The organism is Nocardia sp. NPDC058480 (assembly GCF_042720495.1).
GTDB lineage: Bacteria > Actinomycetota > Actinomycetes > Mycobacteriales > Mycobacteriaceae > Nocardia.
On the sequence record NZ_JBHXMN010000006.1, the window covers coordinates 166,247 to 188,323 of the forward strand.

General features: G+C 67.2%; 18 protein-coding genes and 1 pseudogene. 11 read left to right on the plus strand and 8 right to left on the minus strand.

Annotated features, from left to right (window positions below):
- Positions 1–15: 15 nt before the first annotated feature.
- Both ACFWO8_RS17275 and ACFWO8_RS17280 read left to right on the plus strand, forming a co-directional pair.
- The gene (locus tag ACFWO8_RS17275; RefSeq protein WP_378951452.1) at positions 16–927 is read left to right on the plus strand and encodes an alpha/beta hydrolase family protein; all 912 of its coding nucleotides are present in this window, start codon (positions 16–18) and stop codon (positions 925–927) included.
- Between the two features lie 134 nt (positions 928–1,061).
- On the plus strand, positions 1,062–4,859 hold the full coding sequence (locus ACFWO8_RS17280; RefSeq protein WP_378951455.1) for a hypothetical protein: 3,798 nt from the start codon (positions 1,062–1,064) through the stop codon (positions 4,857–4,859).
- Positions 4,860–5,228: 369 nt separating this feature from the next.
- Here ACFWO8_RS17280 and ACFWO8_RS17285 read toward each other — a convergent pair whose 3' ends face one another.
- From ACFWO8_RS17285 to ACFWO8_RS17300, 4 genes and pseudogenes are all read right to left on the minus strand, one after another.
- Positions 5,229–5,627: a MerR family transcriptional regulator gene (locus ACFWO8_RS17285; protein ID WP_378951458.1), complete on the minus strand. Its 399-nt coding sequence runs from the start codon at positions 5,625–5,627 to the stop codon at positions 5,229–5,231.
- A 110-nt stretch (positions 5,628–5,737) separates the two neighbouring features.
- Positions 5,738–6,445, minus strand: a pseudogene (locus tag ACFWO8_RS17290) (PP2C family protein-serine/threonine phosphatase); the annotation flags it as partial.
- A 77-nt stretch (positions 6,446–6,522) separates the two neighbouring features.
- A complete protein-coding gene (locus ACFWO8_RS17295) occupies positions 6,523–7,554 on the minus strand; it encodes a hemolysin family protein (RefSeq protein WP_378951461.1) in 1,032 nt (343 codons plus the stop codon).
- Positions 7,547–8,911 carry a hemolysin family protein gene (locus ACFWO8_RS17300; protein WP_378951464.1) on the minus strand — a complete coding sequence of 455 codons (1,365 nt, stop codon included), beginning with the start codon at positions 8,909–8,911 and terminating at the stop codon, positions 7,547–7,549. The genes ACFWO8_RS17295 and ACFWO8_RS17300 overlap by 8 nt, the downstream gene beginning before the upstream one ends.
- A gap of 209 nt (positions 8,912–9,120) precedes the next feature.
- On the opposite strand from ACFWO8_RS17300, the gene ACFWO8_RS17305 reads away from it, so the two are divergent.
- The gene (locus ACFWO8_RS17305; protein ID WP_378951467.1) at positions 9,121–9,573 is read left to right on the plus strand and encodes a nitroreductase/quinone reductase family protein; all 453 of its coding nucleotides are present in this window, start codon (positions 9,121–9,123) and stop codon (positions 9,571–9,573) included.
- A gap of 44 nt (positions 9,574–9,617) precedes the next feature.
- Here ACFWO8_RS17305 and ACFWO8_RS17310 read toward each other — a convergent pair whose 3' ends face one another.
- The gene (locus ACFWO8_RS17310; protein ID WP_378951470.1) at positions 9,618–10,553 is read right to left on the minus strand and encodes an oxygenase MpaB family protein; all 936 of its coding nucleotides are present in this window, start codon (positions 10,551–10,553) and stop codon (positions 9,618–9,620) included.
- Between the two features lie 140 nt (positions 10,554–10,693).
- Here ACFWO8_RS17310 and ACFWO8_RS17315 point away from each other — a divergent pair, with 140 nt between their 5' ends.
- Both ACFWO8_RS17315 and ACFWO8_RS17320 read left to right on the plus strand, forming a co-directional pair.
- Positions 10,694–11,356 (plus strand): TetR/AcrR family transcriptional regulator, encoded by a 663-nt coding sequence (locus ACFWO8_RS17315; RefSeq protein ID WP_378951473.1) that lies wholly within the window; start codon positions 10,694–10,696, stop codon positions 11,354–11,356.
- 166 nt (positions 11,357–11,522) lie between these two features.
- Positions 11,523–12,056 (plus strand): VOC family protein, encoded by a 534-nt coding sequence (locus ACFWO8_RS17320; protein ID WP_378951476.1) that lies wholly within the window; start codon positions 11,523–11,525, stop codon positions 12,054–12,056.
- A gap of 21 nt (positions 12,057–12,077) precedes the next feature.
- On the opposite strand, the gene ACFWO8_RS17325 is transcribed toward ACFWO8_RS17320, so the two are convergent.
- Both ACFWO8_RS17325 and ACFWO8_RS17330 read right to left on the minus strand, forming a co-directional pair.
- Entirely contained in the window at positions 12,078–12,935 is an 858-nt protein-coding gene (locus ACFWO8_RS17325) for a DNA/RNA non-specific endonuclease (RefSeq protein ID WP_378951479.1), read from the minus strand.
- A 146-nt stretch (positions 12,936–13,081) separates the two neighbouring features.
- The gene (locus ACFWO8_RS17330) at positions 13,082–13,687 is read right to left on the minus strand and encodes a hypothetical protein (protein WP_378951482.1); all 606 of its coding nucleotides are present in this window, start codon (positions 13,685–13,687) and stop codon (positions 13,082–13,084) included.
- A gap of 203 nt (positions 13,688–13,890) precedes the next feature.
- On the opposite strand from ACFWO8_RS17330, the gene ACFWO8_RS17335 reads away from it, so the two are divergent.
- The 4 genes from ACFWO8_RS17335 (at position 13,891) to ACFWO8_RS17350 (ending at position 18,249) form a co-directional block, all read left to right on the plus strand.
- Positions 13,891–15,066, plus strand: coding sequence for a Rieske 2Fe-2S domain-containing protein (locus ACFWO8_RS17335; protein WP_378951486.1), 1,176 nt, complete (start codon positions 13,891–13,893; stop codon positions 15,064–15,066).
- A gap of 34 nt (positions 15,067–15,100) precedes the next feature.
- Positions 15,101–16,279, plus strand: a complete 1,179-nt coding sequence (locus ACFWO8_RS17340; RefSeq protein WP_378951490.1) for an acyl-CoA dehydrogenase family protein — start codon at positions 15,101–15,103, stop codon at positions 16,277–16,279.
- A gap of 26 nt (positions 16,280–16,305) precedes the next feature.
- Complete coding sequence (bphC, locus tag ACFWO8_RS17345) at positions 16,306–17,211, plus strand: biphenyl-2,3-diol 1,2-dioxygenase (RefSeq protein ID WP_378951493.1); 906 nt, start codon at positions 16,306–16,308, stop codon at positions 17,209–17,211.
- A gap of 180 nt (positions 17,212–17,391) precedes the next feature.
- Positions 17,392–18,249: an IclR family transcriptional regulator gene (locus tag ACFWO8_RS17350; protein ID WP_378951496.1), complete on the plus strand. Its 858-nt coding sequence runs from the start codon at positions 17,392–17,394 to the stop codon at positions 18,247–18,249.
- Positions 18,250–18,335: 86 nt separating this feature from the next.
- On the opposite strand, the gene ACFWO8_RS17355 is transcribed toward ACFWO8_RS17350, so the two are convergent.
- The gene (locus tag ACFWO8_RS17355) at positions 18,336–19,106 is read right to left on the minus strand and encodes an SDR family oxidoreductase (protein WP_378951499.1); all 771 of its coding nucleotides are present in this window, start codon (positions 19,104–19,106) and stop codon (positions 18,336–18,338) included.
- 371 nt (positions 19,107–19,477) lie between these two features.
- Between ACFWO8_RS17355 and ACFWO8_RS17360 the strand changes: the two genes are divergently transcribed.
- Positions 19,478–20,074, plus strand: coding sequence for a TetR/AcrR family transcriptional regulator (locus ACFWO8_RS17360; RefSeq protein WP_378951502.1), 597 nt, complete (start codon positions 19,478–19,480; stop codon positions 20,072–20,074).
- 44 nt (positions 20,075–20,118) lie between these two features.
- Positions 20,119–21,822: a 3-oxosteroid 1-dehydrogenase gene (gene kstD, locus ACFWO8_RS17365; protein ID WP_378951505.1), complete on the plus strand. Its 1,704-nt coding sequence runs from the start codon at positions 20,119–20,121 to the stop codon at positions 21,820–21,822.
- The last annotated feature ends 255 nt before the right edge of the window (positions 21,823–22,077 follow it).

Genomic DNA, 22,077 nt, shown 5'->3' on the forward strand with positions numbered 1-22,077 from the left:
CGAGGAGGTCTGCCGGTGGCACGTGGCCGAATGCGTCGCTGTGTCACTCTCGTGATGCTTGCGGTACTCACCCTCGGTCTCGGTTATCGCGCCGCTGAGCTGTCCGTACCGGCAGAGACGATCGCCGCGGAGGCCGCGGCGATGCCACCGACCCCGATGCGCATCACCTACGGGGATTCACCGGAGACTTTCGGCGACCTCTATCTGCCACCGACATCGAATACCCGTCTGCCCGTGGTGGTTGTGATCCACGGCGGCGGATGGGCGCAGAACCGGACCCTCGCGCAGTTCGACGCCCATGCCCGTGCGCTGACCGGCGACGGCGTCGCGGTGTGGAACATCGAATACCGCCGAGTGAACGGCGGCGGTGGGTGGCCGGTCACGCTCACCGATGTCGCCGCTGCCGTCGACGCGCTGGCCGAAATCGTCGCACCACGCCTCGGTAACCTTCTCGACCTACAGCGGGTGCACCTTGCCGGGCACTCGGCCGGTGGTCACCTCGCCGCCTGGGCCGCCGGACACCGATCGGCCGAAGCACCGAAGCATCCCGCCATTCGCATCCGCAGCCTCACCCTCATGGCCGCGGTACTCGACCTGGATCTGGCTGTCACCGAAGGCCGTGACTCGTTCGTCCCGAAACTCCTCGGCGGTACACCCACGGAGGTACCCGACCGGTATCGGTACGCCTCCCCCATCCACCACCTCCCGCCGGACGGCACCCACATCACCGCGATACACGGCGAAAACGACCGAGTCGTGGCACCGATCCAGAGCCACCGCTACGTCGAAGCCGTCACGCGCGCGGGCGGCATCGCCGACGTACAAATCCTGCGCGGTACCGGGCACGGTGAATTCGCCGACGCCGCGTCTGCGGCCTGGAACTCGGCGCGCAGCACCATCATCGGCTACGTCGGCACCATCAGCTGAGGCTCGCCACTGTCTCCGCTGGTGTGGATCCGATTCCTCTGTGACGGTCACCGCATACCGCAGCATCCAGCAAATCCGTAGCATCGACCTGGAGGCAACAGACACAGTCGCGTTTCAAATGGGAGTGAGCAGCGGTGAGCACCACCCGCGCCGACCTGGCGCATCGTTTGGACCTGCTCTACTCCGCTGCCGGGGCACCGCCGTTGAAGGCGGTCAGCGCCCGGGCAACCCGGGAGATCCGGGCGCGCAATCCGCGTGGTCGCGAGGTCAGCGTGCAGCGGATTTCGGACTGGCGGCTCGGCAAGAGCGTGCCCGCGAAGTTCGACGGCCTCTCGGCGGTGCTGAGTGTGCTCATTCCCCCGGCGCGACTGCACCGGCCCGAACCCGAGCTGCCCGGTTTGTACTCGATGACCGCGTGGCGGAAGCTGTGGTCACGCGCGCAGCAGGAACCTTCCGGCAACCGGCCGACGATATCGACGATCTGTCCGTATCCGGGGCTGGCCGCGCTGACCATCAGCGACGCGGAGTACTTCGCGGGCCGCGACAGCCAGGTCGAGGCGATGCAGACGTGGTTCGCCGAGAACCTCGGCACCGGTGATCCACTGGTGCTCGTCGGCGACTCGGGTGTCGGGAAGTCGTCGCTGCTGCAGGCTGGGTTCGCCGCCCGAATCCGCGACGAGTTCGACGTACTGCTGGTGACACCGTCCTCGGTACCCGGCGACGACCTCGAATCCTGGGCGCACGAGCGAGCCGCCGAGAAACCCTATGTGCTGGCCGTTGACCAGTGCGAGGAACTGTTCCTGCCGCCCTTCGACGACCAGGCCGCCGACCGGTACCTGGACGTTCTCCGCGACATGTCCGTCCCCGGACCCGTGCGGCCAGGCCGATGCGCCGGTGTGATCATGGCACTGCGCGCCGACTTCTACACACACGCTTCTCGGCACCCGGCGTTGGCGACGCTGCTCGAGACCAACCAGATGGTGCTCGGCCCGCCGACCGCGCAGGCCTTGACCGCGGCCATCGTGGAACCGGCGAAGACACAGGGACTCAGCATCGGCGACGGGCTCGTGGAGTTGATGCTGGCCGACCTCGGCATCCGCGGCAGCACCACCGTGATCCGGGCGGGGACGTTCCCCCTGCTCGCCCACGCCCTGCGCAGTACCTGGCAGTTCCGCGACGCCGAGGTGATGTCGGTGCGGGCCTACGAACAGGCGGGCGGAGTGCGTGGTGCGATCGCCGCCAGCGCCGAGCAGCAGTGGGAGTCGTTCGGTCCCCAGGAACGCGACACCACACGAACTATCCTGTTGCACTTGGTCACCCCGGTGGCGGACGGGACGTCGGTGGGTCGACACGTCGATCGCGACACCCTCGTGCGTCGCTGCGGCGATCCGGAATCGGCCGCCCTGGTCCTGAACGCACTGGCCGAGGCCAGGATCATCACCCAGGACGCCTACGGCACCTCGCTGGCCCACGACGCGGTGATCGGGGCCTGGCCACGGCTGGCCGAATGGGTCGACGAAGACCGCGAGGACGCGATCATCAGGCATCGGCTCCAGACCGATGTCGAGGAATGGGCGGACGCGGGCAAAGACCCGGCCCTGCTCTACCAGGGCGGTCGCCTGACGGTGGCGAGCGAGTTGCGCACCCGCACACCCCATGCCCTGTCGGCACAGGGCAACGAATTCCTCGACGCGTCCGCGGCCGGGCGGCGACGGCAAGTGCTGGCCAAACGGGTGCTGGCACTCGTGCTGGTGATCGCGGCGCTGGTGACCTCGGTGCTCGCGGTGGTGTCGACGCGCCAGAGCCAACGTGCCGAACGCGAACGCGCCGACGCGCAGTACGCGGCGCTCGTCGCGGCGTCCCAGCGCGACCGGGCCGTGGATTCGACCGAATCGGCCCAGCTCGCGGTGGTCTCGGAGGCGGAGCGGCCGGGCGATGCGCACGCACGCGGCCTGCTGCTCGCCTCCCAGTCGTCGCCGCTGGCAGCGACCGTCCCCGCGCACGAGGGCGCGATCTACACGTCCGCGCAGTCGGGCACCGGCATCGTGGCCTCGGCCGGCTACGACAACACGGTCCGGCTGTGGCGCCGCAGCGCCGAACACGGGCTCGTTCCCCTCGGTGCGCCTTTGCGTACCGCGTCGTGGGTCGCCTCGGTGGCCTTCGCGCCCGACGATCGCACGGTGTACGCGACCGGGGCCGCCGGCCTGGTGCACCGCTGGAACCTCACCGATGTCGAACATCCGGTCGCGCTGCCCGATCTCGACCTCGGTCACCGCGGCACCGCCTACGCGGTGGCGATCCGGCCGGACGGCCGGTGGCTGGCAACGGCAGGTGACGACCGCACGGTCCGCCTCCACGATCTGTCGACCGGAACCACCCGAGTACTGACCGGACACGGCGGCTCGGTCCGCACCGTGGCCTTCACACCGGACGGCAACACGCTGATCAGCGGGAGCGACGACCGCACCGCACGGATATGGGAGACCACCGATCCGGACCGCGCGCACCAACTCGGCGACCCACTGACCGGGCAAGCGCTGGCCATCCACGCTGTCGCCGTCAGCCCGGATGGGACGATGCTGGCCACCGGCAGCGACGATCAGACCTTTCGGCTGTGGTCGCTGCGCGAGCGCGACCACGTCGTAGCGACGAGCGCGCCGATCGAGGCGCACACCGCCGCGGTGTGGTCGCTGGCCTTCTCCCCCGACAGCCGCACGCTGGCCACCGCGGCCCGCGACGGCACCGCCGAACTGTGGAGCGTCACCGACGTCGGCAACCCCGTGGGGGTCGGACAGTCGCTGAACGGCAGCCGTGGACCGCTGGCGACAGTGACCTTCCTCGACGATTCCGCGGTCCTCACCGGCGGGCAGGCAGGCAATCTGCAGGTCTGGACCCTGTCTGCGGCCGTGGTCACCGGCCACACCAGACTGGTGCAGGCGCCGAGCTACGACGCGTCCGGCCTGTTGATGGCCACCGGATCCTGGGACGGGCAGGTGCTGCTCTGGGACACCACCGGATCGACGCCACAGCTGCTGTCGACGGTGCTGCCGCTCGACGACGATGTACGGGTGGAGAACGTCGCCCTCGCCCCGGACGGGCGGACGCTGGCCGTGACCTTCCTCGACACCGGTGATGTGGTCCTGTTCGACACCACGCGCCCCACCGCTCCCACCGCGCTGACCACCTTGTCGATCCCCCGGGCCAGATACGCCCACGCACTGGCGTTCGCGCCGGATTCCAGACGCCTGGTCACCGCCTACGACGACACCAGCATGCAGGTCTGGGACCTCACCGATCGCGCACGCCCGGTGGCAGGCCCCACGCCGTTGACCGGACCGACAGGCTGGGTGAACGCCGCCCTGTTCAGCCCTGACGGATCCACGTTGTTCGCGGCATCGGCCGATAGGCGGGTACACCGCTGGGCGCTCAACGGTGGTGCCGGTACCTCCACGGCGGTCGCCGAGAGCGGCGGACCGGTGAACGCCTTGTCGATCAGCGCCGATGGCACGTTGCTCGCCACCGCCGGGGACGACCAGATCGTGCGCGTCCTGCACATCGCCGGAGATCGGGTCGACACCATCGCCGAGTTGAGCGGACACACGAGCACGATCCGCTCGGTGAGCTTCGACCCGACCTCGCAGCTGCTGGCCAGCGGTGCCGACGATCAGACGGTCCGGCTCTGGTCGGTGGCCGATCCGACAGCACCGAACCCCATCGGTGGTTCCCTCGCCCCGACCGGCATCGTCCGATGGCGGGTGGCCTTCAATCCACGCGGCATGCTCGGCGCCGGCGGGGAGAACGCGGTGCTGCGCTGGTGGAGCACCGACGCGGTGGCGGCGGCGCGGCGAGTCTGCACGGCAAGTCGCGGCACCGTCCTCGACGCGGAACTGCCGCAGTGGAGCAACGAGTTCAGCGACGCCTGCGCGCCCTGATTCCGAGCCCGATCGTCCGCCTGAACACCGGTGTTCCATCCGGAACGGAATGCTTGTTTACCGCCTCCTACCTGCGAAAACACCGTGCCCATCTGGTCATCGGACCGACTCGGGATGCCACTGTGGTGTTGCGCCGATCCACGGTGCATCTCCACCAGAAACACGAAGCAAAGGATCAACCATCATGCTTTCCGGACTCACTCAGTTCTTCAACGACATCTACGCATTCGGCGGCGACTTCTTCAGCATCGCCATCAACCTGGGCCTCTGAGGAATCCGGTTCGTCCGAGCCCGCATGTCGAGTTTCATCCTCGGCATGCGGGCTCGTCTCATGCCCGCACTCCGCGACGCTCGGCGACCCCCGCGCGGTCAGAGGATGGGGATGTCCGGAGGAATCTGGAGCGCGATGTAGATGAGGGTGTGCACGCGAGTCGCGATGACCCCGAGCAGGCCCTGCATCGCTTCCGGGGCAGACTCGGCCACAGCCTGGAAGGACTTCAGGTCGTCGTCGATGCGCTCGAGGATCGGCCCCACGTCCGCGGTACGCGAGGCGAAAGCGGTCGCGATCTCCTCCAGCGGGATGCCCTGGGCTTCCAAACTTTTGATGAGCTGGATCCGCTCGGTGTCTGCCGGATCGTAGAGCCTGAAATTCCCGGTGGTGCGTTCGGCCGGGTTCAGCAGGCCGAGGCTGGTGTAGTAGTCGACTGTTCGAGTCGAGACCTCGGCGCGGTTGGCCAGGTCACCGATCCGGATCGGCGCTTCGGTCATCTCGGCGCCCTCTTTCCACGCTGCCGTTCACCTGGTCATGGCGTCCATCAGCGTAACTGTTGTGGTTCGGTGCGGCAGCACAGCCTTCATGACTCGGTTCGGGTGGCGGCAACGAGATCGGCGACGACGACAGTGACGTTGTCCGGTCCCCCACCTGCCAGAGCAAGGTCGATCAGCTGGTCGGCGCACGCGTCGACGGTGCGTGCGCCGGCCATGGTCGTTTCGATCTGCTCGGGTCCGACCACATCCGACAATCCATCCGAACACAGCAGAAACCGATCGCCGATCTCGGCGTTTCCATTTACGAGGGCAGGGGTCACCGCCGCACCGGTCAACGCGCGCATGATCAACGAACGTCGCGGATGCGTTCGCGCCTGCTCGGCGGTGATGTGGCCGGCGTCCACCAGGGACTGGACGAAGGTGTCGTCGTGGGTGAGCTGCGACAGGTGACTGCCACGCAGCCGGTAGGCACGGGAGTCGCCGACATGTACGAGCCCGAAGGCGGTGCCGTCGAACAAGATCGCGGTGAGTGTGGTGCCCATACCCGCCGTCTCCGGATTGCGGGTGGCATGCTCAGCTATCGCCGTGTTGCCTTCCAGCACCGCATGTTCCAGCCGTAGCAGGAGATCACCGTCACCCGTTTGTTCGAGCGGTGCCAGTGCGGCGATCATCAACGCTGAAGCGACTTCGCCTGCCGAGTGACCGCCCATCCCGTCGGCGAGTGCGAGCACCCTCGCCCCCGCGTGGAAGCTGTCCTCGTTCGCCGCGCGGACCAGCCCACGATGGCTGCGCTGCGCACAGACCAATCGGGATGTCACGGCGACACCTTCGTTGCCCATCGCAAGTCGACACCCATGATTTCGTCCCTTCGTCGTGGTGACCCTGCTTGTTCTACCTAGTATTTCGTGTCTGTGCCCGCAGCCGCAGGGAGCAGCCGTTGCAGGACGTCGGTGATGGTGACCAGACCGACGATCGCCGTTCCGGCGTCGGCGGCGGTGACCAGCGCGAGGTGGCTGCGGGATTCGCGCATGACACGCAGCGCCTCGTACACCGGGACGCTCGAACCGAACCGCAGCACCGGCCGCATCAGTTCGTCGGCAGCCGTCCGCGGCAGGGCGGTGAGACTGTCACGCACGTGAACCACACCGAGGACGTCGGTCCCGTCACGCACCAGCAACCGCAGGTGACCGGTCTCCCTCGACATGTCCTGGATGTCGCGGATCCCGGCGGTGGGTGCTACCGCGCTCGGCATGGGATTCGGCGCGGTGATGTCACCGACGGTGAGCTGTTCGAGTTCCAGTGCGCTGGTGAGGTTTCCGTGATAGCGTTCATCGAGGGTGCCCGCGGTCGCGGAATGCTCGACCAGGTGGCGCAACGCGGCCGAGTCCTGACCCGCGTCGACCTCGTCGACCGGCGTGACACCGACCCTGCGCAGGCACCAGTTGGCGGCATGGTTCAACGCGGTGAGCAGCGGCCGCGTCACCGCCATGAACGCGCGCATCGGAATGGCCAGCATTGTCGCCGATTTCTCCGGGTGCGCGATGGCCCACGACTTGGGTGCCATCTCGCCGACCACCAGGTGCAGGAATGTCACCACGATCAGCGCGAGCACGAACCCGGCCGCATCGGCCACCCACAGCGGGGCACCCAGGTGCTCGATGAGCGGGGTGATCCAGTGGTGCACAGCAGGTTTGGTGACCGCACCCAAGGCAAGGGTGCAGACCGTGATACCGAGCTGGGAACCCGCCAGCAGCACCGGCAACTCCGCCGAACTCCGCAATGCCGCACGCGCGGCACGACTCTTCGGTGCGGCATCCTCTAGCCGGTGCCGACGGGCCGCGATCAGCGCGAACTCGACAGCCACGAAGAACGCACTGGAAGCGATCAGGACGATCGTGACAGCGGCGACCACCCACGGGTTACTCATCATTGCCGCCTGTCTGTTCGGTGCGCACGGTCAACCACACCGACGACGGCACATGCTTGCCGATCGCTCTGACCTCGGCCGCCACCGTTCGGGCCGGCCCCGGCCGTTCGGCGATGTAGTCCGCGCCGCGGCGAGGAATCGCGACCTCGACCCGGTCACCTACCTCCGGCAGTCCGCCGTAAGTGTTGATGATCAGTCCGGCAATGGTCTCGAAGTCGCCTGCGGGCAGGTCCACTCCGATCACCCGCTCGACCTCGTCGAGGTGGATGTCGCCCGGCATGAGCCAACCATCTTCTACCGCGACGATTTCCGGGGTCGTGCCGGAGTCGTGTTCATCGGCGATCTCACCGACGAGCTCTTCGGCGATGTCCTCGATCGTCACGATCCCGGCGAAACCGCCGTATTCGTCGACGACGAGCGCCATCTCCTGCCGCGCCGTGCTGAGCCGGGCAACGACCTCGGGCAGCGCCAGTGACTCCGGCACCAGTACCGCGGGCCGCATATGGTCGCCCGCGGTGCCGGTCGGTTCACCGCCGAGCAGGTCATGCAGTTCGATGGTGCCGAGAATATCGTCGCTGGAATGTCCGACGACGGGGTAGCGGGTGTGTCCGGTACTCATGCGAGCGAGCACCGTCGCGACCGGCTCCTCGACATTGACCAGGTCGACCTGCGAACGCGGGATCATCGCGTGTTCGGCAGTGGCGGAAGGGAAATCGAGCATCCGATCCAGCAGCATCGACAACTCACGCGGCAGTTCGCCCGCGTCACGGGAAGCGGCCACGATGTGTTCGAGGTCGCGGGGGGTGGCCGAATGTTCCACGTCGTGGACCGGCTCGATCCGCAACGCGCGCAACAGGACATTCGATGATTGGTCGAAAAGCCAGATCAGCCAACCGAATACCCGCAGATACAAGGTGGTCGAGCGGGCCAACCAGCGCGCCACCGGTTCGGGGCGCGCGATGGCGAGGTTCTTCGGGAACAACTCACCGAACAGCATCTGCACCAGCGTCGAGAACACGATCGCCAGTACCGTGCCGACACCGATGCCGACCGCGGTCGGAATGCCGATCCCGCCGAACATCTCCCCGAGGCCACGACCGATCAGCGGTTCGGCCACATAACCGACTAGCAGCCCGGTCACCGTGATCCCCAACTGGGCGCCCGAGAGCATGAACGACGTCCGCCGCGTCACCGCGAGCGCACGGCCCGCCGCCGCATCACCGGCCTCGGCGCGCGCGGCGAGCCGGGACCGATCCACCGCCATATACGCGAATTCCTGGGCAACGAAATACCCGGTCACCGCGGTGATCAACAGAACTACAACCACTCCGAGAACCACGCTCAACGCGGTCAGCACATGCCCACCCCGTCACGCGCCGCACCGCGGAGCAATCTAGACGGACCTTCGTCGTCAACTTCACCATCAGGCATGCGCGCCACACTAGCACGTAGCACTGTATGGTTTCCGCGCCGAAACCAGTGGCCAACGAACCGAATTGGTCTCCTACCGAGGCCGGATAGGGCTCCTCCGTTTCGCTCGCACGTCGTCCGGCTAGGCTCAGCGCGGTGAGTGGCACATCGATGCGGTTCGCACGGATGACGTCTTACGCGATGGACGCCATCGTGGGCAAGCAGTTTCGATCTCGAGGTGGCCGACTGCGCGTCGGCCAGGTCGGAATCCTGGAGCTGGCCACCATCGGCAGACGCTCGGGACGCGCGCGGTCGGTGATCCTGTCGCACTACAGTCGAACCGAGGACGGGTATGTGGTCATCGGCACCAACGCGGGCTCGCGGCATCAGCCCGGCTGGTACTACAACATATCCGCGGATCCGCGAGTCGCCGTCACCGCCGACGGGCTCACTCAGACGATGCTCGCCCGGATTGTCACCGGTACCGAACGTCGTCGACTGCTACGTCTGTTTGTGTTGCGCGGGTACGGGATTCCAGCACTGCTGGTAGCTGCGCTCCTGATCGGCACCCGCACGGTGCCGATTGTCGTCCTGCACCGAACACGCTGAACCGGGCCGGTGGTACTGCGGCATGCCAGCAGCCGACAGCCAGGTCAGTTGCCGGTATCGGGTGCGAACGACGTGAGGCCGACCTTGCGGTAGCGGCCGACCAGGCGTTCGTATTTGCGCCGGTTGCGGGCCATCGGAGAATCGGTGAGGGTGGCGGGGAGCCGGTTGTAGGCGACACGCAGGGCGGTGGTGAGGACTCGGAACCGGCGGTCGTGGCGGGCGGTCCAGGTGATCGGCATTTTGGCACGCACGTCGGGGTGCATGATGCCGCATCCGAGGATCATCGCCAGATAGCCGAGAGTGGGTGCGCTCAGCCGCCAGAGCGGGGTGACGACGGCGGGGAGGAAGTCCGGGCGCGGGGACTGCCGGACGGAGCTGGTGGCGGCCTCGAGGGCCGAGGTCGCGCATAGTTCGGCGATCATGCTGTCGTAGTGGGCGGTCAGGTCCGCGTAGTTCGCGATCGGCTGCGAGTTGCCGGGCAGGTGCAGGCCGCGCGTCTTGGTGCGGTAGTGGTCCCAGATGGCCTGGTCCGTTGCCGCCGACGGGGTGTCGCCGGTCAATGCCAGGTAGGCGCCGCGCTGAACGAAGAAGGTGGAGTAGAGGATCCAGTTCCACGCCCGCGGGTTGAGCGCCGAATATCGTTCGCCATCCGGGCCGACGCCTTTGACGTCGCGGTGCAGGAGCATCAGACGCTGCGACTCGGCGTCCCGATCGGCGTCTTCGCCGTGGTAGATCAGCTGATCTGCCGCCGCGGTGCGCACCGCCCGCGCCCACGGCTGGTACCGCGAACGTCCGGTGGCCTCGAGCGCGGCCGACACCGGGGGCAGCATCGGCTGGTCGAACAAACCGACACCGAACAAACCGAAGAGGACCGATCCGCCGACACGTTCGAATCGTGCGACGGCGCTGCGGGATTCGCCCGATAAGGCCGGGGTGGTATCGACCGAGCGGGGGTCTGGATGTGGCACAGGACAGGTCATCGGTGAACTCCTTTGTTCCGCCGCCAGTTCTGGTGCAGGACGGCACCACAAACTAGTCTGGTGTCAGAGTGCACCAGAACTGGTGGATGGTCAAGAGTGCCGGTGGACTACGCTGACGCCCGAGGTAGGGAAAGGCGGCCATGCACAAGGACTCCGATGGCGCGACGCCGTCGCGCGTCTACGGTGGCGTGGCCGCGGATGAACGCCGATCCCGTCGCCGTGGCGCACTGTTCGATGCCGCGCTCGACCTGCTCGCCGAGGGTGGGGCGCCCGCTGTCACCAAACGGGCGGTCTGCGTCAAGGCCCGGCTCAACGATCGCTACTTCTACGAGCAATTCACCGACCGCGACGCCCTGCTCACCGCACTGGTCGAGGAGCACACCGCCCTCGGCATCGCCGCGGTGGTCACCGCCACCCACCACGCCGCCCCGGACATCGACCGTCAGGTGCGCGCGGCAGCGGACGCGTCGCTCGGATTCCTGCTCGCCGACCCCCGCCGACCAGCCCTGCTGCTCAACGCGCACAGCACCGAGGCACTCCAGGCCGCGCGCCTGTCCACCCAGCACGCGATCGCCCGCGCCATGTCGGCGGTGGGCCGCGAACTCGTGGCCGAACCCGCCGGTCCACTCGACGCCGATATGACCGCCTACAGCGTGGTGAGCGGCACCCTGGAGCTGGTCGCCGCCTGGATGCGCGGCGAATTCGACACCACCAGAGAACATCTCACCGACCTCATCGCGGGCCTGCTGCTGAGCACCGACCGCGGCGCGCTACCCGTCACCGGGGCGAAGCCGGCGCGATAGCCGACCGAGCACCGTCAGCCGGACCGCTTGCCGTCGGCACGACCTGGGTCTGCGCGGCGAAGCCGGGGAAAGAAGACTCCCACTCCCCGGACATCCGGTGGTGCCGACCGATGCCGACGTGGGACTGTTGGGGGTCGAGAACTTTCGATCGAGGAGGCCACCGCAGATGCGGGGAATCAACCACATCGTGCTGTTCGTCGCGGATCTGCCGCGCAGTATCGCGTTCTACGAGGACGTGCTCGGATTCGAGCGGCTCGCCGAAGGGTTCCCCGGCGGCGCGTTTCTGCGCTACCCCGGCTCGGCCAACGACCACGACCTCGGACTCTTCCAGGCCAGGACACCCGCGACCGGCACGGCGGGGTCGGTCGGGCTCTATCACGTCGCGTGGGAAGTGGACACGTTGTCCGAGCTGGTCGCGGTCCGGGACCGCCTGGTGGCGGCGCACGCGCTGACCGGTGCGGGCGATCACGGGTCGACCAAAGCGCTCTACGCCCGCGACCCCGACGGCATCGAGTTCGAGGTGTGTTGGCTGGTCCCCGATGACGAGGTCGAGGCCGCACTCGCCCCGGGTACCTCGCTGACCGCGCCACTGGACATCGACGCCCAGATCCACCGGTACGGCGCGGCCACTCCGGGCGGCCCGCGCACCGATCCACAGGTGTGGGCGCGCGTCGCGGCACGGCGGGCAGCGATGTCCTGACCTGGCCGGTGGGGAAGAGAACTACCAGCTGATGTCGGCCGTCGACTCGAGCGGTCTACGGTTGGCCACCGTCTCCTGGGTGACGAAGGTGTCGGCGATATGCAGGGCTGCCGGGAATCGGCAGCGTGCTCGTTGTTCGATCTCGGGCACCGCGACCTGGAATACGCGGAACTCGTCGAGCGCGAGCGCTTCGAGTTCATCGAGATGCTGGGTCAGCAGAAATGCCTTGCACCGCAGCCGGTTTCCCTCTACGAAGCAGATCACCTTCCAGTATTCTCGCGGCAACGCCACGCCACGATGCAGCTGGTCATCTGCGCGGAAGGCCGGTCCGCCGAAGACGCTCACCCTCAGGTCGTCGATGTCGACGTCGGCGAAGACCGCGTCTTCGAGTTGTCCCCACACCCCAGCACGGCTGCTCTGGTTGAAATCGTCCATTTGCGGGGTGATGTTGGTGTAGAAGAACGAGTCGATATTGGCCTGCTCGGCCTCGCTCTCGCTGCCCCACAGCAGATCCGCGCGCCGCGCCAGGTGTCCGCGATCGAGCCGATTCCGTAGGTAGAGTTCGTTTCCCACCTGCACATGGGCCGGGATGCGTGGGTCTTTGACGAAATCGATGCCGGTGCGGGGAAGTTTCCTCATCGCGGCACCGTCGATATTCCACGCGACCCAGAACGCGAACCGCCGCGGCGTGCTCAACGCCAACGAGAAGTGCGTGTAGCTGATGACGTCGGAGCCGTCGAGGCGAACCGCGTCACCGCGGACAGCGGCATCCAGTTCCGGCACCTCGACCCTCGGCCCGAGAAAGTCCGGGTCGTACCCGGTCCGCAGCACGGCGCGCTCGATGCCGGTTGTCGACGGAGTAGCCACGTGGGCGGTCATCGGATGCCCCTTCCAGAAGGCGGACATTGCGTGTGGCGCCCGTGATGGGCGTACACACGATCGTCGTCGCCACCGGAGACGTCCTCACGAGTAGTCGACTACCCGTTCGTTCCACACGCCTCTAGCCCAGCAGGAGACTTCACCCGCTAGTGCGTACCGGGTATCCCGGCGTCGGTCACGGCGAAGGTGGCCCACGCACGCACGACGACGTTGCCCGCGGCATCGGCGCCGGCCAGGCTGACATCGACGCGCGATTCGCCGTCCTGCACATAGCTCTGCGTGACACGCCCCGAACAGGACATGACCTCTCCGGACGGCAATGGCCGCACCGACCTGGTGCGAAACCGGCGGATCGCCTCGGCGCCGAGCCAGTCGGTGGCATAGGTCGCCAACAGCGCCGCCGCCTGTGGCGAAACCTGTCCGCCGGTAAAGGTTTCGGCCGCCGCCCACGACTCGGCGACGAGACCGCCGGTGCGGTCGAAGTATCGGGTGAGCGACTCGGCGGCACCGACCGCGGGCTGGCCGGGGGCACCCGCGCGGATCGCGGTCAGCTGGTCACCCGCGCGCGGCGGTGGACCGAAGAATCGGTGATCGGTCTCCACCTGCTCCCCCACCCTCGATCCGTCGGCGGGCAGGAAGGTCGGCGGTACCACGGGTCGAGCGGCGAGCCGGTAGGCCGGATTGTCGGAGTGCGCGGCTTGCGCGAACAGCCGGATGGCATCGGTGTCCAAGACCACCGCGACGTTACCCATGATTGTCTCCTGCTCGTCGTAACCGATGCCGTCACGGTAGGGCGCTCGCCCTGCTGTGATCGGTTCCTCTCCCGGTCATCGGGACGCCGGCTGACCGGGACGAAAACATGTCCGCTGACCGGGAACACCACGACCCGCCGACCCTCGCGCGGCGCGACCATCGGCACAGCTCATCCCCACTCCGTCCGAACATGGAGGTTTCGATGCCGGAGAACTCGCCGAACGGCCGATCACCGGACACCACCGCTGACTACCGGCAGATCGAGGCCGCCGCGGCGCCGACTCGATTCGCCCGCGGCTGGCACTGCCTCGGCCTGCTCTCGTCGTTCCGCGACGGCAAACCGCACGAGGTGAAGGCCTTCGGCACCATGCTCGTGGTGTTCGCGTCCGAATCCGACGGCGCGCTGCACGTGCTCGACGGCTACTGCCGTCATATGGGCGGCAACCTCGCACACGGCACCATCAAGGGCGACTCGATCGCCTGCCCGTTCCACGACTGGCGCTGGGGCGGCAACGGTAAGTGCACGGCCATTCCGTACGCGCGCCGGGTTCCGCCGCTCGCCAAGACCCGCACCTGGCCGACGCTCGAGCGCAACGGCCAGCTCTATGTCTGGCACGACCCGCAGGGCAGCAAGCCCACCGACGAGGTGACCATTCCCGAGATCGAGGGCTACGGCACCCCGGAATGGACCGACCTGACCTGGAATTCGATTCTGATCGAAGGCTCGCACTGTCGCGAGATCGTCGACAACGTCGTCGACATGGCGCACTTCTTCTACGTGCACTACTCGTTCCCGCGCTATTTCAAGAACGTCTTCGAGGGCCACGTCGCCACCCAGTACATGCGCTCGACCCCGCGCCACGACGTCACCGTCGGCACCAGCTACGACGACCCGGATTCCGCGCTGCGCTCGGACGCCTCGTACTTCGGGCCGTCCTACATGCTCGATTGGCTGTGGAGCGAATCGAACGGGATGACAATCGAGACGGTGCTCGTCAACTGCCACTACCCGGTCGACGAGAACTCGTTCGTGCTGCAGTACGGCGCGATGGTCAAGAAGCCGGAGGGTATGTCCGACGAGGACGCCAACGCGATGGCGGCGCAGTTCGCGCAGGGCGTGGAGTACGGCTTCGAGCAGGACGTCGAGATCTGGAAGAACAAGGCGCCCATCGACAATCCGCTGCTGTCGGAGGAGGACGGTCCGGTGTACCAGCTGCGCCGTTGGTACAAGCAGTTCTATGTCGACGTCTCCGACGTCACCGAGGACATGACCAAGCGGTTCGAGTTCGAGATCGATACCGAACGCGCGGTGACGAGCTGGGAGGCCGAGGTGGCCGACAACATCGCCCGCGGCACCGTCGTCGACACCATGTCCTGACCCCGACCACCCCGAACAGAAAGCACCACCGAAGATGACCAAGGTTCTCGACAATATCGCCGCGATCGCCGACAAGCTGCGCGATCAGGCCCCGGAGGCCGAGCGTCTCGGGCAACTGCCCGACGCCACGGCCCAGCTGCTGAAGACGGCGGGTCCGATCCGCTTGCTGCAGCCGAAGAAGTACAGCGGCTTCGAGGCGCACCCGCGCGAGTTCGCCGAGACGGTGATGGCCACCGCCGCGCTCGATCCGGCCAGCGGCTGGATCGCCGGCATCGTCGGCGTGCACCCGTGGCAGCTGGCCTTCGCCGACCCGAAGGTGCAGGACGAGGTGTGGGCCGACGATCACGACACCTGGATGGCCTCGCCCTACGCGCCGACCGGCATCGCGCGCCCGGTGGACGGCGGCTACATCTTCAACGGCCGCTGGCAGTTCAGTTCCGGCACCGATCACTGTGACTGGATCTTCCTCGGCGCCATGCTCGGTGACGCCGAAGGCAAGATGGCGCTGCCGCCGACGATGCTGCACATGATCCTGCCACGCCAGGACTACCAGATCGTCGAGGACTCCTGGAATGTGGTGGGACTCAAGGGCACCGGGTCCAAGGACATCATCGTCAAGGACGCGTTCGTGCCCGACTACCGGGTGATGAACGGCGACCACGTCATCGACGGCACCGCGCAGAAGGAGTACGGGGTCACCGAGACGCTGTACAAGATGCCGTGGTCGACGATGTTCCCGCTGGGCATCAGTTCGGCGGTGGTCGGTATCGCCGAGGGCGCGCTGGCCGCGCATCTGGACTACCAGCGCGACCGGGTCGGCGCGCAGGGCACCGCGGTCAAGGACGATCCGTACGTGCTGTTCGCCATCGGCGAGGCCGCCGCCGACATCAACGCCGCGCGCCAGGAACTCCTCGCGAACGCCGACAAGATCTTCGACGCGGTCGACGCGGGCAAGGAGATCAGCTTCGCCGAACGGGCCTCGGTCCGGCGCACCCAGGTCCGCGCGGCCTGGCGCGCGGTCACCGCGGTCGACCAGATCTTCGCCCGGTCCGGCGGCAACGCGATGCGGACCGACAAGCCGCTGCAGCGCTACTGGCGCGACGCGCACGTCGGCCTCGCCCACGCCATCCACGTGCCGAGCACGGTGTACCACGCCTCGGCCGTCAGTTCCCTCGGACTCGAGCCCGCGGACCACCTCCGCTCGATGATCTGACCCGAATACCCAGAAGGACAACGGAAATGACAGACATCAAAGGCCTCGGCTACGTCAAGATCCAGACCGCCGACATGGACCGCTGGCGCACCTTCGCGTTCGACGTGCTCGGCTTCGCCCAGGGCAGCGGACCGGACGAGAACGCGCTGTACCTGCGGATGGACGAGCGCGCGGCCCGCATCACGGTCGTGCCGGGTGACAGCGACGCCATCGTGACCATCGGCTGGGAGGTGCGCGATCACGCGGCCCTGGTCCGGGTGCGCGACGCGGTCACCGCGGCGGGGATCGCCGTGAAGCCGCTTTCTGTCGAGGAGGCCGACGCGCGCCGGGTCGAGGAGGTCATCACCTTCCAGGACCCGACCGGCGCGACACTCGAGGTGTTCCACGGCGCGGTACTCGACCACAGCCCGGTGGTGACGCCGTTCGGCGCGAAGTTCGTCACCGGCGCACAGGGTTTGGGCCATGTCGTGTTGCCGACCATGGACCCCAACGGCGCCTTCGACTTCTACACCGATGTGCTCGGCTTCCTGTCGCGTGGTGCGTTCCGGATTCCCGCGCCGCCGGAGTTCGGGCCGATGCGGGTGCGGTTCCTCGGTGTCAACGAGCGCCACCACAGCCTCGCGCTGTGCCCCGCGCCGCACGGTGGCGCGCCGGGTCTGGTGCACATCATGGTGGAGGTCGACAGCCTCGACGCCGTCGGGCAGGCGCTCGATCGGGTGACCAAGGACGGCTTCTCGGTGTCCTCCACGCTGGGCAGGCACACCAACGACAAGATGGTGTCGTTCTATGTCCGCGCGCCCGGCGGCTGGGACATCGAGTTCGGCACCGAAGGCATGCGGGTCGACGAGACGTACTACAGCGCCGAGGAGATCACCGCCGACAGCTACTGGGGCCACGATTGGTCCGGTAGCGAGCCGCTCGCGGCGATGTAAAAACCTCCCGGCAGCCCACGACGGCCCCCGACCCGAGCGCACCGCTCGGGTCGGGGGCCGTCGTCTGTATATCGACCCGCCGAATCATGTGACAACGACCACAACGGATGGTATGAATAGGTATATGCCTAATCGAAATATGCGAGTGGGCATCAGCTCGTAGATCCGAATGGAGAGCTCATGGTCATCCAGGCCGAGGCCACCACCCCGAGCGCGATCCTCGATCGCGCATCCCTGCTGCTCGACGCCTTCGACGGCCCGGGCAGGCTCACCCTCGCCCAGATCGTCCGGCGCACCGGTCTACCCCGGTCCTCGGCGCATCGCATGCTCGACCGGCTGGTGCAGTTGCGCTGGCTACGGCGTGAAGGGCGCGACTACGAGCTCGGCATCCGCCTGATGGAGCTCGGCTCACTGGCGGTGCACCAGGACCGGCTGCACCGGGCGGCGATGCCGTTCCTGCACGAGCTGCACCGGGTCACCGGGTTCGTCGTGCATCTGGCCGTGCTGGACGGTCCCGACGTCGTGTACCTCGACAAGGTCGGTGGCGAGCTGTCGGCGGTGGTGCCCACCCGTGTCGGCGGCAGACGGCCCGCTGCCTGCACCGCGGTCGGCAAAGCGATCCTGGCCTACTCCGACGAGCACCGCGTCACCGAGGCCATCGCCGGACAGTCCAGCGCCCGCACCCGCTACTCGATCACCACCAAGGCCCAGCTCGACACCGAACTGGACAAGGTGCGCGCGCACGGGATCGCCGTCGAGCGCGAGGAATCACTGCCGGGCTTCGGCTGTATCGCGGCGCCCATCGGCGATCTCGGCGAGGCCGCCGTGGCGGCGGTGTCGGTGTGCGGGCCGGTGGATCGAATGCTGTTCGATCACCGCCTCAGCGCGCCGGTCCGCACGACCGCGCTCAATATCTGGCGCCACGTCGACGACGGCCGGGTGCGGGTGCATCCGACGTTGCAGCAGCATCCCCGTCCGCTCGGGGTGGGTCCGGCGGCGCGGCCGTACGCGGACCAGCGTGGTCCGCGTACGGCGTGATCCCACCTTTTCGGTCAAGCGACCTATGTTGGTGGCGGCGAGGTCAACGCCACGGACCGGCGTATCAGCCGGTCCGTGTCATCTTGTCACCGGCCGGCGAGGATGCCCCCGGATACGTCGAGGTAGGCGCCGGTGATCCAGCGTGCGTCCTCGGATGCGAGGAACCCGACGACATCGGCGATGTCGGTGACCTCGCCGACCCTGCCGATGGCCGACCATGCGGCCATCTCCGCGACGGCCTGGGGGTTCGAGAAGACCGGGCTGCCGTTGTTGGTCACGCCGGCGGCGACGGTATTGATCGTGATCTCCTGGGGGCCGATGTGCCGCGCCAGTTGCACGGTGATCTGCTCCATGGCGGCTTTGCTGATCGCATAGACCGTTTGACCAGGATGGGACGTTCTGGTGATGCCCGAGGAAATATTGATGATTCGCCCGCCTCGTGACATCAGCCTCAGCGCCCGCTGGGTAAGGAAGAACGGTGCTTTGGCGTTGACCGCGATGAAGCGGTCGAAGATCTCCGGCGTCACCTCCTCCGGCGCCATTTCGTCGAACCCGGCGTGCGCGGCGTTGTTCACGAGAATATCCAATCTCGTCGTCCCGGTGCGGTTTTCGAGTTCCGGCTCCAGCGCCGCGAACAGTTCCGAAACCGCGTCCGGCTCACCCAGTTCGGCTCGGAGCATGAAGGCTGTGCCACCGGCGTACTCGATCGATGCCACGGTCTGCTTCGCCGCATCCTGGTTCGTCGCGTAATGCACCGCGACCAGCGCCCCGTCGTGCGCGAGTCTGGTCGCGATGGCACGCCCGATTCCTCGGCTCGATCCGGTGACCAACGCCGTCTTGTTCTGCAGCCCGTTCATAACCACCCCTTCTACTACGACATGTAGTTGAAGCGTAGCGAGTCGAAAACGCTCCGTGAACCGCAAATCCGGTGCCGAACAACACACCGAAACCCCTTGCGGCACAGCGTAATAGCTGCGCAATCAGATACAACCGACAGCAGTTCTGTCGACATCCACCAATCCGCGGTGCGACACCTCGGTCAGGGGCAGAAGGTGCCGAACTGATCGAGGTCGAAGTCGTACTCCCACCGCGGCGACAACAGGATGAGTGCCCGCGGGCCAATATGACAGCAAGAAGCATGTTGACAGCCTCTGTCATATAGGGAGATACTTTCGCCACGGATGCGGTGGATCGTTCATCGCACGGTTTTCGGAAGGGGTGGTTGGCGGTGTCATTGCGCGATCGGCAGCGTCGTCGGGTTCGCGACGAAATTCAGCGGGCGGCCTACGGATTGTTCGCACGGTCGGGGTTCGAGGCGGTCACCACCGAGCAGATCGCAGCGGCGGCGGGGGTTTCGCCGAGTACGTATTTCCGGCACGTACGCAGCAAGGAGGATCTGCTGCTGGAACCGGTGCGGGAAGGAGGTACCGGCATTGCCGGCCTATTGGAGACCCGCCCCGGAGACGAGCCAGCCGATATCGCATTGGCGGGGGCGATCCTGGCGCGCTCGACGTCGATGGGGATCGAGGAGCTCGAGCAGTGGCGGGCGGCTTTCATGACCGCACCGCACCTGCTGGAGCGGGTCACCTTGATCCCGCCCGATCATCGGGTCCGGTTGGTCGAGCTCGTCGCCCACCGGATGTCACGCGATCCCGAGGCCGATCCCACGCCGGGACTGCTGGTGCATCTGATGCTCGCGGCCGCGGAGTTCGGTCTCCTGCAATGGCTGCGCGCCGCCCATGACCCGGCGACATCGCTGCCGGTGTGCATGGAAGCCGCCTTGGCCGCAGTCCAGGACCCCCGCTGGCGTCATGCCAGGGCCTGATCTCCCTGGTTCAAATGTGTTTCACAGGTAAGGAATCTGTACCCATGCAACTAGAACACAGCGATACCGACTCCGTAGACGTGCTGGTGGTCGGCTCCGGCGCCGCCGGGATGACCGCCGCGATCACCGCTGCCCACCAAGGGCTTTCGGTACTCGTCGTCGAAAAGGCCAGCCATTGGGGCGGCTCTACCGCCCGATCCGGCGGGGGCATCTGGATTCCGGGCAATACCGTGCTGCGCCGGGAAGCGCCCGACGACGACCTCGAGGCCGCGCGCACCTATCTCACCAACATCATCGGCCCGGTGGTCGACAAGGACAAGATCGACACCTACCTCGACCACGGGCCGCGGGTGTTCGACTTCCTCACTGCCCACAGCCCCCTGCGGATGCGATGGGTGCCCGGTTACAGCGACTACTACCCCGAGGCCGAAGGGGGGCGCAGCCACGGCCGTTCCGTCGAACCTGCCCCCTTCGACGCCCGAGGGCTCGGTGCGGAATTGGCCACCCTCGAACCCGATTACTCCAAGGCCCCCCGCAACTTCGTGCTCACCCAGGCCGACTTCCGCCAGATCCACCTCGGTTTGCGTAATCCCCGTGCGCCCTGGCGCGTGATCCGAATCGTCACCCGCTGGCTCACCGCCCGTCTCCGAGGCCGCCATCTCCTCGCTCGCGGCCAGGCATTGAGCGCCATGTTGCGCAAAGGGATGCTCGACGCGGGGATCCCGCTACTGCTCGACACCCCGCTGCTCGAGTTGATCCGCACCGGCGACCGGGTCACCGGCGCCATCGTGCGCCGCGGCGACGATGAACACCGCCTCACCGCGCGAGCCGGGGTGATCTTGGCGTGCGGCGGCTTCGAACACAATCCCGCTCTGCGCCAACTGCATCAGCGCGCACCCATCGGCGCGGACTGGACCGTCGGCGCCGCCGCCAATACCGGCGACGGCATCGCGGCCGGTGCAGCTGTGGGCGCGACGACCGGTTTCATGAATGACGCCTGGTGGGGGCCATCCATCCCGCTACCTCGTCAACCGTGGTTCTGCCTGGCTGAACGAAATCTGCCCGGCAGCCTCATCGTCAATGACCGCGGCCTACGGTTCATGAACGAATCGTTGCCCTATGTCGATGCCGTACACCGCATGTACGGCGGCGAATACGGACAGGGCGACGATCCAGCGGAAAACCTGCCCGCTTGGCTGATCTTCGACCAGCGCTACCGCAACCGCTATCTGTTCGCCGGCCTTCCCCCACGGCAACCCCTGCCCCGACGCTGGTTCGACACCGGCGTGCTCGCCCGCGCCGCCACCATCGGCGAACTCGCCGACAAGATCGGCGTGCCTGCCGAGCGACTCACCGGCACGGTGAACCGGTTCAACACCTTCGCCCGCACCGGCGTCGACGCGGACTTCGGTCGAGGCGAGAGTGCCTACGACCGCTACTACGGCGATCCCCGTCAACACCCCAATCCCAACCTCGGCGCCTTGACTACCGGCCCCTATTACGCTGCCCGCCTGGTGCCCGGCGACCTCGGCACCAAAGGCGGCCTGGTCACCGACACGCACAGCCGAGTCCTGCGCGCCGACCACACCGTCATCGAGGGCCTCTACGCCGCGGGCAACACCGCCACCCCTGTCATGGGCCACACCTATGCCGGACCCGGCGCCACCATCGGACCCGCGATCGTCTTCGCCTACCTCGCCGCCCGTCACATCGCCACGACGGGGACCGTGGAGCAGAACAACATGTGACGCAACCGCATTGGACGACAGCGGTAAACCGACCCGACGGCGCGAGTCAGGTACCCACAGTGGTTCGAGGCAGGGCGGGCTGCGCGGGGGACCTACAGTGGGCCGCCCGCAGTCCGCTCGTTCGGGGTGGTCATCCACCGACCTTGGGCTCACCGGCGGGCATCGACCTGGTGTTTCCGCCCAGTGGGAGAAGGCGGGTCGGATCGTGCCGGGCTGGTTCTACGGTAAGGCCGACGACGTGCTCGACTGCCGATT